At 59.6% G+C, this 11,144-nt stretch carries 15 protein-coding genes; 2 read left to right on the top strand and 13 right to left on the bottom strand.

Annotated elements, in window-relative coordinates:
- Nucleotides 1-4 precede the first annotated feature (4 nt).
- Genes C4B30_RS35235 through C4B30_RS08385 form a run of 3 tightly spaced genes read right to left on the bottom strand, consistent with a single transcriptional unit; the run spans nt 5 to nt 2,351 of the window.
- Nucleotides 5-181, bottom strand: coding sequence for a hypothetical protein (locus C4B30_RS35235; RefSeq protein ID WP_158683426.1), 177 nt, complete (start codon nt 179-181; stop codon nt 5-7).
- A 2-nt stretch (nt 182-183) separates the two neighbouring features.
- A complete protein-coding gene (locus tag C4B30_RS35230; protein WP_158683424.1) occupies nt 184-345 on the bottom strand; it encodes a hypothetical protein in 162 nt (53 codons plus the stop codon).
- Nucleotides 346-347: 2 nt separating this feature from the next.
- Nucleotides 348-2,351, bottom strand: coding sequence for a hypothetical protein (locus C4B30_RS08385; protein WP_158683422.1), 2,004 nt, complete (start codon nt 2,349-2,351; stop codon nt 348-350).
- Nucleotides 2,352-3,068: 717 nt separating this feature from the next.
- Between C4B30_RS08385 and C4B30_RS08380 the strand changes: the two genes are divergently transcribed.
- On the top strand, nt 3,069-3,470 hold the full coding sequence (locus C4B30_RS08380) for a hypothetical protein (protein WP_158683420.1): 402 nt from the start codon (nt 3,069-3,071) through the stop codon (nt 3,468-3,470).
- Between the two features lie 2 nt (nt 3,471-3,472).
- Here C4B30_RS08380 and C4B30_RS08375 read toward each other — a convergent pair whose 3' ends face one another.
- From C4B30_RS08375 to C4B30_RS08345, 7 genes are all read right to left on the bottom strand, one after another.
- Entirely contained in the window at nt 3,473-3,772 is a 300-nt protein-coding gene (locus C4B30_RS08375) for a hypothetical protein (protein ID WP_105132342.1), read from the bottom strand.
- Nucleotides 3,773-4,094: 322 nt separating this feature from the next.
- Nucleotides 4,095-4,448, bottom strand: a complete 354-nt coding sequence (locus C4B30_RS08370) for a hypothetical protein (RefSeq protein ID WP_105132341.1) — start codon at nt 4,446-4,448, stop codon at nt 4,095-4,097.
- Complete coding sequence (locus tag C4B30_RS08365; protein WP_158683418.1) at nt 4,445-4,798, bottom strand: hypothetical protein; 354 nt, start codon at nt 4,796-4,798, stop codon at nt 4,445-4,447. Before C4B30_RS08365 ends, C4B30_RS08370 begins: the two co-directional genes overlap by 4 nt.
- 5 nt (nt 4,799-4,803) lie before the next feature.
- A complete protein-coding gene (locus C4B30_RS08360; RefSeq protein ID WP_158683416.1) occupies nt 4,804-5,124 on the bottom strand; it encodes a hypothetical protein in 321 nt (106 codons plus the stop codon).
- A 27-nt stretch (nt 5,125-5,151) separates the two neighbouring features.
- Nucleotides 5,152-6,939 carry a toprim domain-containing protein gene (locus C4B30_RS08355; protein ID WP_105132338.1) on the bottom strand — a complete coding sequence of 596 codons (1,788 nt, stop codon included), beginning with the start codon at nt 6,937-6,939 and terminating at the stop codon, nt 5,152-5,154.
- Nucleotides 6,936-7,796, bottom strand: a complete 861-nt coding sequence (locus C4B30_RS08350) for a hypothetical protein (protein ID WP_105132337.1) — start codon at nt 7,794-7,796, stop codon at nt 6,936-6,938. The genes C4B30_RS08355 and C4B30_RS08350 overlap by 4 nt, the downstream gene beginning before the upstream one ends.
- A 577-nt stretch (nt 7,797-8,373) precedes the next feature.
- Nucleotides 8,374-8,568 carry a hypothetical protein gene (locus C4B30_RS08345; RefSeq protein WP_105132336.1) on the bottom strand — a complete coding sequence of 65 codons (195 nt, stop codon included), beginning with the start codon at nt 8,566-8,568 and terminating at the stop codon, nt 8,374-8,376.
- Between the two features lie 92 nt (nt 8,569-8,660).
- Between C4B30_RS08345 and C4B30_RS08340 the strand changes: the two genes are divergently transcribed.
- Nucleotides 8,661-9,197, top strand: a complete 537-nt coding sequence (locus C4B30_RS08340; protein ID WP_105132335.1) for a hypothetical protein — start codon at nt 8,661-8,663, stop codon at nt 9,195-9,197.
- Nucleotides 9,198-9,199: 2 nt separating this feature from the next.
- Here the strand turns inward: C4B30_RS08340 and C4B30_RS35830 are convergent, their stop codons facing one another.
- From C4B30_RS35830 to C4B30_RS08325, 3 genes are all read right to left on the bottom strand, one after another.
- The gene (locus C4B30_RS35830) at nt 9,200-9,466 is read right to left on the bottom strand and encodes a helix-turn-helix transcriptional regulator (RefSeq protein ID WP_234015419.1); all 267 of its coding nucleotides are present in this window, start codon (nt 9,464-9,466) and stop codon (nt 9,200-9,202) included.
- Nucleotides 9,467-9,575: 109 nt separating this feature from the next.
- Nucleotides 9,576-10,736: a hypothetical protein gene (locus C4B30_RS35225; RefSeq protein ID WP_158683414.1), complete on the bottom strand. Its 1,161-nt coding sequence runs from the start codon at nt 10,734-10,736 to the stop codon at nt 9,576-9,578.
- Nucleotides 10,733-11,014, bottom strand: a complete 282-nt coding sequence (locus C4B30_RS08325; protein ID WP_158683412.1) for a hypothetical protein — start codon at nt 11,012-11,014, stop codon at nt 10,733-10,735. Before C4B30_RS08325 ends, C4B30_RS35225 begins: the two co-directional genes overlap by 4 nt.
- Nucleotides 11,015-11,144 lie beyond the last annotated feature (130 nt).

The following is an 11,144-nucleotide window of genomic DNA, read 5'->3' as shown; positions in this document are numbered from 1 at the left end:
GGGATCAGCCGATCACCTTGCCGCGGAGCTTGCGCTCGAGCGACGTGCCGGTGCCGCGATCACGCGGCGTGCGCTTCGGTCGATCGTCGACGCTCGGCTTCTTCGACGTCTTCTCGGCAAAGAAGTCACCGACCGGACGCGACTCGGAGCGCGTACCCTGGAATTCGCGGCGCTTCTTCACGATCAGAGACCCGGCTTATGCAGCTTTTCGCGCATCGGGCCACCCGACATGCGCTCGCCGACCTTCTCGGCCTTGCCGTACGCGCCGCCCTGCTGCTTGCCCTTGTAGAAGTCCGACGGGCGCTGCGACGGCGCCTTGGGCGTGATTTTGCGATCGACTGCCATGTTCATCTCCGCGGCAAAGTGGTCAGATAGCTCACACCTTGCGGGTTCACGCCCATGTTCACGCCTTCCGGCAGGACGTCCGCTTGCTGCGAGCAGATCACGTACACGGCCGCTTCAAGTCCCTCGATGAGGGTACGGTGCGGACCAGTCTCGGGGAGCGTATTCCGGTTTCCCGCGCGGTCGACGGGATAGTTGTAGCCCCCGGCCATCGCGTTGAGGGTGTGCTTCGCTCCTTCGTGGTCCACTTGGAACAGACGTCGAGCCTTGGCCTCGGTACGGATGAGTGGCGAAAGCGCACCCCGCGCGACGTTCACGTATGCCCCGCGCATCGGGTACATGTTCGCCGCGCGAAGTGCGGCCACGATCGGCATGCGGTCGGCCTGATCGAGCACGTCGGCCGGCAGCCATGTCGTCACGCGTGCGCGTGGAAATGCGGCGCGCACGAGCTGCGTGATGTCGACTACTGCTTCCTTGGGAGGTACTGGCGAGATCCAGTCAGCCACGACGACGATTCGCTGACCCTCGATGCAGACCAGGGCCGCGGTTGTCTCCGTGCCGTTCGAATTGAACGCCAGGGCAAGGGGATGCTGCTGGCTCGGCTGATACTCGGACACGATGTTCCACTGCCCGAAGTCCTCGTACACCGGGGAACCCGAGAACACGCGTTGGAAGTACGCGAGCGCGTTGAGGATGTCGCGCTTGCCACTGGGGAAGTTCAGGATCTCCGCGACAAGCTTCGGGTGCTGGCCTTGCCCGCCGACCAGCACGATGTCGCCGGCCTCGAAGAACGGCTGCATGCCCATGATGAACTGCACCTTGTCGCGATCCTGCGGCGCGGTGAGCGGACGCAGCGCCAGCGTCACGCCACGCCGGAGCATCTCCGCCCGCATCGGCTGCAGCAGCCACTCGTCGAGCGAGTTCTTCTCGATCGCGACGGCCGCATCGCCATAGCGAGCGGAGGTCTTGAAGGCGTCTTCGATGACCTCGTCCGGCTTCCAGAATTCACCGGACGATGCGTGAACGTAGATTTTCGTGCCGAGCCGGCTGACCACGACGCGACCAGTCCGGTCGCTCTTCTTCACGTCCGTCGTCCGTGCGGGATCGGTGATCACGACCTTCGGCAGCCATGGCGCCGGGTCCACTGGGCACTCCCGAATCTGCTCACTCTCGAATGGCTTATCCTGACTGCCGATCGCCATGAGCATGTATTCCTGCATGAAGCCTCGGAGTTGCCCCGCCCGCTCCATCTCGTCGCGCTTCCGGCGGACCCAGTCCATCGGATAGCGCTCCGGCCACATCGCCACCGTCTCAGGATCGTCGATATCGCCGTTGCAGATCGGATACCGTCGGCTCGTCCAGTCCGGGTTCTCGCGAAGCCGGGTGATCATGCAGTCCTCGGCCAGCGGCGTGCCGGTGACCCGGATCTTGCCCTTGACCTTGTCCATCGCCGGGATCAGTTCGAGGTAGAGCTTCCTCATCGACGCGTCGACCGCCGCCTTGTCCTTGACCCGCTCCTTGTTCTCGATGTCGTCGAGGTACGCCCGATCCGGCCGGATGTCGCGCCACTTGAAGCCGCGGAACTCCTCTTCCCAGCCGTGAGCCTCGAGTAGGACGCCGTTCGAAAGCTCCATCTGGTGCTCGTTCCAGACCCGTCCCGACTCCTTCAATCGGCCGAAGAGTCCCTGCAGCTTTGTGTTCCGGGTCGCCTCGAACTTGATCGCCTCGAGACGCTGGCATGCCTTCGTGTACGTCTCGCCGATGATCAGGCAGTACCCGAAGTTGCCGAAGCACGCCTCGATCAGCAGGTGCTCCTCCGACAGCGTCGATTTCGCGCCCTCCCGGAACGCCTCGATCAGCACCCATTCGTCCGCGCATCGCCAGAGGTCCATGACCTCGACGTGGAACGCCGGAGACGCCTGCGGATGCCGATGCGGAAACAGCATCGCGGAACCGAGCGCCCGATCGTCCGAGATCGCCTTTAGCAACGCTCCATTGGTCAGGGCCATGATTTACCTCCTCGCGGAGGATCATCAATGTTTTTCCCGCGTGCGGATTGGAGAGAGGGTCTGCGAAATTTCGTCACCCCCGTCCGGAGGGCCCTGGGTGGTCCCAGAGTTAGGATTTTGTAATATTTAGATGAGAATCGATCTCATTAGGCGGCGATAATACCCCGTTTCGACTGATAGCGTCCATTATGTCAAATTTAGATGCATCGCAACAATTCAACAAAATCAATGAGTTATGCCGTTTCGTTGGTCGACATCTGCTCCGATCAGGCCGAGTGCACTGCAGCATGAAAGGAATTTAATGTGACAGAAAGGCAATTGAATGAATGACAGTGAGGCAGGAAACGGGTGTTTTTGAGGCACGCAGAACACCCTCTTCCGCCCCCTCTCTCTGCATTTGTCTCTTTTCCCCTCTCTGCACTCTCTGCACGCTGAGCCTTTCCTCGCGCGTACGTGCGCGCACGCGAGGGAATCGACCTGCGAAAGCTACGAGGACTCTCGATCGCAGCGGATGTGATTAAATGCCTGCGCGCCATGAGCGACGGATCAATCGCTGCGCATACGAACAACGATCGCGAGTAGTCGATCGCCAAACAGACCATGGGCCACGGGGCGTAGATGAAAAGGTATAGCGAGCTGCTGCAGGAGAAGGCTGAACGTGAGAAAGCGGAGTTCCAGAGGCAGCGACACTCGGAATCCGCACGAAACAGGAGAGCGATGATCAACCGCGTCGCGTTCGATGACTTGATGCGCGAATTGCGGCCCGAATTCCGTGGCTTCGTGGAGCAAATCGTCGAGTGCAAGTTCGAGGCCGTCTACTCCGAGAAGGCGGAAGAACCGTACATGGCGCAAGCCGAAGTGATTTTCCGGCTTCATCGCGACAAGCTTGGTGTTCCACTCGACCGTGACAAAGACTGCCGCTTTTGGATCGAGCTTGATGCGGAGAACGGGGTTGTTCTCTGGGACTATCACGGCGACCTTCCCGAGTATCACGCGAACCGGATCAAAACCGGCAAGCTTGGCGATATCGGCGCGGATAGCGTTGCGGCGCTACCGCTTCGGCTAGAGGACTGCCTCAGAGCCTGCCTCCACGGTCGCCGGCTTACGGACCGCCGCTAAGGCTAATGGACAGGCGCGTACGCGATGCTGTCAATGCGCGCCTCGTACATCCATTCGTCCCGGTCGGCGAATCCGTTGATTTCCGCGCAGTAATCCGCCATCTGCTCGAGCGTCGGTGGGCTTGACGTCGAGATCGTGGCAAGCAGTGTGCCGTCAGACGTGAAGATGGCGTACGCGATCATGTTCAGCTCCGGACCGATGCAACGGGCGCAACCTCCCACCCGCTTTTTTAGAAGCGTTGCTAGGCCGAGGCGGGTATATCCGGCTTGGTCGACCTGCTGCGCCTTGGTGCGTTCAGCCATTCCGGTCGGTCCTGGCGGTGCTTGTCCGCCATTCAGCCACGTTTATCGAGCTGGCTCGGCACCAGTTGTTCGGGCCTGGGCTAATGGGCCCCCGTCGGACGTTTCTTCTATCCCGCGCTGCCTATTTGCGGCATCCGCTTCGTTGGCGATCTGGCAGACGCGACACACCCATCTCCTGCCCTTCGCTTCACGCAGCATGGCGACGATATTCAGCCGCCAAAGGCGCTTGCATTGTGGGCAGATCGAGGATTCGAGGCGCATGCCAGAAAAAGACGCCCGGACGTGCCGGGCAAATCACCGTAGTGAAGGAGACGCGACCACGTTAAAGCTGTTTCCCTCGCTGGACGATTCCGCACATGATCCGGTGCAGTTCGGCCGGCGTGACCTCGTCGCGATCCTCGGAAATCATGGGAAGCGGTTTTTTCGTCCGAGCGTAGAGCAGAATTACTCCGCGCCTGATACCTCTCGCCCCGCTCGATTTGGCGTAGGAGATGGAATTGGCGATGTACGTATAGCCCTCGTCAGTCAGGGCCGTGAGGTATTTCGAGATCGTCCCCCGGGGCACGCCGATCTGCAAACCGAGACTCGCTTGGGTAAGCATGCCCTGCTGCTCGAGCAGCTCGCAGATGCGGTGGCCGACGAGGCCCGGATTGGACAGGTTGCGCAGCGAGATCATGCTTCTACTCCGACCCAGGACAGCATCACCTGATCGAGTTCCGTCGGTGCCAGAATCCGGAACGGCATCGAAACACGCTCTGCGTCGCGCCGCCTGCTCTCGGCGATACGCGCGGACTTCGGCGCGAGCGGCACGATGGCCGGGATCGGCTTCTTGGTACGCGTATAGCGCTTGGGGTTGCCCGACGCGGAAACGAATCGAGCTTCCGCCAATGCATCGAGCTGACGAGCCGTCGCTCGCGGATGGACGCCCCGCATCTCGGCAATCTCGTTGATCGTCATAGCGCCATAGCTGGCCAGGAGCAGGCAAATCTGCCGCTGCGCCGATCCGTTTCGCTCGATCTGTTTCACCCTGATTACCTCGGCTTATAAATCGAGTAGGGATAGATTTCGTTTCCGCTGAGGAAGAGCTGCTGGCCATCTTCGGTTTCCACGCGGAAAAAACCGCGACGCTCCGGCGCCGGCCCGACGATCCGTCCTCTAAGGTCCTGTTTCCCATCCGGGGATCGAACGCGGCAATTGAACTTTTCAGCGTCTCTATTTCCAACGACCGACAAGACGCCTTGGATCATCTTGACCACGTCGTCACGCCGCGGGTTAGGCGCAAAGAGACCGCTCTTCGTACCAATGTCCATCGCCTCAGAGATCATTGAATTCGTCACTTCGATCTTCGCCATCATTTGTCTCCTATCTCAGGGTGTTGCCTAGCAGGTGTAATCCTCGGAAACGCGGCTAAACGGCAGATACACGTATGGACGCCGGCTCTCGCTCGACCCGAACTGCATGCATTCCCGGTTGAAGAACAGCGCGAGCGACCGGCGCTGCGTTTCGCCGTTCCGCGCCTTCAGCAGCGTCAGGAACGCGTCCGGCACGTCGACGCTCTCGTCGTCCTCATCCTTCTGAGCGGACCAGACTGAGAACACGTTGTCCGCGGCGTCCGTGATCTTTCCGCTGCCGCCGACGTCCATCTTCCCGGGGCTGCGCTTTTCGTCCTGCCCCTTGCGCGGGTGAGCGACGAGGTGCACGTGGACGTTGTACTGGCGCGCGAAGTTGGCGAGCAGGCGCATCGCCTCTTTCTGCGCCGTCATCGCGCCGTGGCCGTCTTCCGGGACGTCGGTCATCATCAGGCTGTCGATTACGAAATGGCGGACCCCGTAGCGCTTGAAGCCGTACGTGAACACCGTCACTAGGCGCTCGATCGCCGCAACTCCGACGAGATCGAACACCCACATCCGATCGCGCAGCCAGGCGCCCATGTGGTCGAGATACTCCGGCGCCGGCCGATCAAGGCCGCCCAGTTGTTTCGCGAGTCGCTTGCCCTGCATCTCCGGCCGCATCTCGCCCGAAAAGACGCACGCGCGCTCGCCCTGACACAGGAGACCGATGAGCACCTGGCCGAGCAGCAGCGACTTGCCGTGTCCGTTGATGCCCGTCCAGACCGTCACCTCGCCCGGGCGGAACTCGAACCACAATTCGTTGCGGCCGCAGAACGACAGGTACGGGAAATTCGAGTCCTCGTGCGCCGGGTAGAACATCGATTTGACGTTCGACCAGAAGCGTTCGATCGACTTGAGCTCATCCGGATCGAAGCCCGACGCTTGATCGCAGCAGCGGCGAAAATCCTCCGCCGTGGCGCCAGACAGCAGGTACTCGTTGGCATCCTTCGATTCGCCGAAGAACACGACGCGGCAACGCTCGATGCCGAGGCGGTTTGCGACCTCCTGAGCGCCCTTCCGGCCGGCCTCGTCGTTGTCGTAGCAGAGCAGGATCTCGCTGAAGCGCTCGAGCCGTTCCCAATCACTGTCGATCCACTGGTGGTTGCCGGCGCCGGCGTTCACGGACAGTGCCGGAATGCCGACCTGGTGCAACGTCATGGCGTCGATCTCGCCCTCGGCGATCGCAACGACTCGCTGGGCCGGGTCGATCAGGTTCCAGCCGAACAGGCACGGTTCAGCGCCGGCCTCCTGCCGCATGTCCTTCTTGTCCGCGATGTTCCGGTACTTGGCGTTGATCAACTCGCCGCCGCGGAGGTACGGGAAGACGATGTACGTCTTCGGCCCGTTGGTCTGCTCGGCGACCTTGAATGCCTGGACGGTCTCGGCAGTGATGCCGCGGCCGCCGAACCATTCGTCCAGCAAACTCGTCGGGCGCGTCGCCTTCGGCCGCGCCGGACGCTGATACGTCGGCGCCGGCCGTTTCGGCATGTCGTCGCGGACGCCGAGGAACTGCTTCGCCTCGCGCATCGCATCGGCCACCGACAGTGACCGGCACGCGCACCAGAGGTCGAGCAGATCACCCGCCTCGCCGCTGGCGAAATCCTTCCACACGCCGCGCTTGGCGCCGCTGAGGCACACCGACAGGCTCTGCCCCTTCTCGCCCGCCGTGCTGCCGGATTTCCACTCCTTGCCCGACTTGCGACCGTTCGGCAGCAAGTGCTCGACGATCGCCGGAGCGTTCTGCGCCATCAGCTCGGCCAGTTCTCGCGCGTTCATGCCGGCGCTCCTTGGCGTACACCGTTGGCCCAGAGATGAGCGGTTCGCTCACTGCAGCCGGCGTTCGTGGCCTGCCACTGGTACGCGAACCCGGCAGCTTTCCACCACGGGATGGCATCGCCGCCGGCGAAAAGATCGCTGCCAGCCGGCTGCGTTTTAGCGAATTCCTCGAAGTGCCGATCACGACCGAAGAACGTCGATGCCTGCTTGACGTACGGCGTCCCGATGTTCCCTGCAGCCTTCATCGCCGCAGCGTAGGCGACCACCGCTGCGACCAAAACGTGCGGATCGATGCCTTCACGGATCCGAGCGTTCCAAGCCCGCTGAGCTGCCTGCTTCGAATTCGAGCCTTCACGTTTCGGATACTGCCGCCACGCCTCATCGAACTTTTCATCGAAGTCATCGCGCTTGGCTGACGTGTCAGCCGTACTCTTTGATGTAGTCTCTGTAGTAGTCTTTGTCTTATTAACGACTTGCGCTTTCGCTGCCCCGCGGACTGCGGAATCAGCCTCCCCCGAAATGCGCTTTCCGCAGTTCGCGGATTCCAACATCTCGTTCAAACGATCGAGGTCAATGCGGTAGTAGACGCGATGCTCGAGTCGCTTGTTCGTCTCGACCAGAACACCACGATCGACGAGTTGCTTCCGGGCAGTCACCTGCTCTCGATAGGTCATGCCGGTCTCTGCCTCGATTTCCTCGACGGTCTTGTAGACGCCAAGTTCGGACGCGGCCTTGTCCTGCCAGTAGAAAATCTGACTGAAGAACAGGACGGCGTTGACGCTGCCGAGGTGCTTCACGAGACCAGGATAGTAGGCAACGGGATGCCCGAGGTCGAGCAGGTAATCGGTGGCGGCCATCAGTGCCTCGACAGACGAAAGAAGTCATAGACGCGCTGCGTGTTCTGCAGCGACAAGAGGCCGGCGCCGTACGCCCGCAGCAAGACGCGCTTGAGGATCGTTCTCATCGGCTCAGCCCTCGCGCACGCTCCATCCGAGCAATCTGGTCAGAACTCCGTGCGGCGATCTCGGCTTGCATCTCGAGCCAACGCTGTCGACGCGTGACCGAATCACAAGGCGCTTCGATCAAGCGCCCGAGCTCGGCGATGCGACGTTCTCGCGCCTCGTCATCAACAACTGACCGATCAATTTCAACGCGTCTCATACCTGCCATCCTTTCCCACCACTTCCTAAGCAGTGCGAATTAGACAAAACAAAAACCCCGCTGGGGGAAAGCTGCCGGCGGCCAAGCCGGTTCGGTTTGCCGGAGGGTTCGGCTTACCTCAACTCTCCCCAAGCGGGGCTTCCCTCTTTGTCTATCGATTGGCAGTCGACAGACATAAGCTAACTCAGTTTCCCGTCGGTTTCTGGCGTCCACCAGCCATATCGACTGCGAAGACCGCCGGATGGGCTTCAAAGCCCATCACAAAGGCCGCCACTACCAGAAAAGAAGTCGCCTAAGGCCTTGTCGCAGACAGCGATATTGCGCGAACTGTGTCGCCCCGAGCACCGCACGGCGAGCGAACCTGGCGAAGTTCACCACCACCTGCTCGATCACTTCATCCATTCCGTTGATCTCGAAGAACTCTGGATACGCCTTGATGATCTTGTCGGCGATGTTCGTGTGCAGCATCACGTCGATCCGCTGTTTTTCCGGGGAGAATCGCCACCGGCAGTAGAATCGTGATCGCCACAACCAAATTGACCAGTAGTCGGGGGATTGTCATGGATCTTTCGCTCGTCAGCGGCGCAGTCACTTCCATCAACGCCGCCAAGGAAATCGGGAAAGCCGCTCTCGGCCTTCGAGACTTCAACCAAATGGCGGCGAAGATCAGCGAGATGAACGCCTCGCTGCTGGACGCTCAAAACAGCCTCTTCACGCACAATTCCCAGCTTCTCGCACTCCAGCAGGATTACTTCGAGGCCACAAAGCAATTGGCCGAAGCTAAAGAAGCCCTCGCGGAGAAGGGACGCTACGCGTTGTTCGAAATCGTCCCGGGCAGCTTCTCCTACCGCGCAGATGCTCGGCCAGCTGGCACCCATGACGGAAATCCAGTCCCGGCGGAGCCGGAGCACTACGTCTGTCAGCCCTGCTTCGACGGGCCCGAGCGGCGCAAGGCCGTTCTGCGTCTCCATCCGACGACCCAATACGTCATCGGCTGGTGGCATTGCCCCGTCTGCAACACCGATATCAAGCTTCCCGGCCAGGAGCCGGCCATCAATACACGGCGGGGTGGCGGCGGAAGTTGGATGGGCGCGTGACATCACGCCGCCTCCTGCTGTTCCAGAGCCGCCGTGGCATAGCCGAGCGGATCGGCCAGCCACCGGTGCACTTCGGCGTTGCTGTAGCAGGAGTGAGTGCGGCTCATCCGGATCGGCTGCGGAGCCTTGCCGGCGAGCCCAAGCTTCCGCCAGGACTCGCGGCACATCGGAATAAAGGGCGCGATCTGAGCCCATTTGGAGAGGCCGACCCGCGGGAGGATCGGCTCGTTCGGAATGCCGGAATTGGCTGGCGGTGCTGTCTTCTTCACGTTCGCTCACGTTGGGAAGTTATCGTGAGCTAATGCTATGTTTTCTCTGCCTTTATCGAAACGGCGGTTGCATCCGGAAAAGCTAGAACCACAGACGCGACAGTTATTCTTAGTTTTTATCCAACAACCGCCGCCACTCATGTAGACGGTCCATGTACGCTGCTCCGCCTTTGGTGCCCTCTATCTGATTCCAGTACTTTCGCCCCATAGACTTGAAGTTGGAACACTGTCGCTCAATGGTCCGCTGTTCTATTTGAACGTCGAATCCTTCGATGTACATGAGGTCTGCAATCTGGGCCGGCTTGTATGATTTGAACTCACGCCAGTTAACTTCAGCCATTCTATAAACAAATACTCGGGCCCGTGCAGTACCATCGAGTCGTGATATAGGATACAAAGCATCGGGTTCAATTTCGATCATATCACTCAAGCACTGAACTAATTTCTCAACCCTCTCGACTCGCCCTTGACTTCCCTTAAATTGCGACAACAAATCTTTACCATCATACAAATTACTCATAAGCCTCATGACCACATCATCGCTTGCAAGTGATCGCAAACTTTCTATTCCCTCAATCGCCTTGATTATCCGTTCTTTATAAGTTTTCTTCATCTCGAGCATCAACTCAGCCGATTTCGAATAGTGATATTCCCTGATCGCGGAAACGAGGCCTCTTACCCAACGAAAGCTATCATTTTGCCATCCAAAGATTCTCTTCCGTTCGTATAAGTAATGCAACGACAAGCTACTGGCATGCCTGCCATTTTCCATACTCGCAGCTTTACAAAGCCGTTCAAAGGCCCACTCAATGAAACCTGCGCGTAGACTAGATACCTCGGAATCCGATATAACTCTAAAACCATTCGGGAAAAGCTTCGAGTAAACTCTATGATATTCCGATGACGCAAGCAGCCACTGCATTACCACTCCATCGAATATCTCCTTCCTCCTTCTCGCAAGCTCATCATGAACGAAAGATAGAGGAGCTTCACATGCCTCACGATTACGCAATCTAAAATGCGTGTAGTTGTTGTCCGCCCGAAGTATCCCACCGACGCGTGCCTCTTCCCATCCGCAACATGGGTTGCCATCGGTGTACTCAGTCATATCCAACGGATATGCATCGATTTTTTCGAGACAATCGACAAAATCCGATTCAGTCGGTATCGTCATTTCAAGTAACCCGTCGCTTGCGGAAAAGTAACAACCTGCTTCCCGTAAATTATGCCGTGCCGATTCGGCACGGCATGCTGCAGCGCAGAACGTCATTCGGTCAGCCAGTAGTCGGGATCCTCCAGTTCCGCGATCGGGTCCCAGCTATCGATAATTGGCTCCCCTCCCTCGAACACGCTGATGTGGAAGAATAGTGCCAGAGCATCTTCAAACCCGGTCCGCTGGACGCCGTCTAGGCTCGTGATGGCTTCACGGATCTTCGCGGCAGTCTGATTCGGCCAATGGTGCTCCGGATCTGCTTTCCATTCCCGCAACTTGGCGACGAACGTCACGGCGCCGACCCGATACCCCGGAGACAAGTAGCGCTTAGCCATGTTGCTCTCCCGGCTCGTCAAGCGCTGCAATCAACTGAGCACACGCAAGGATATGATCTGCCAGCAGGCCGAAGACGCGATAGTGGTCACGCACCGTCTCCTCGGCCGACGGTCTGCGAGTGGCCTTCGG

The organism is Burkholderia sp. BE12, assembly GCF_002959955.1.
Classification (GTDB): domain Bacteria; phylum Pseudomonadota; class Gammaproteobacteria; order Burkholderiales; family Burkholderiaceae; genus Burkholderia.
This window is presented reverse-complemented; position numbering and strand designations above follow the sequence as displayed.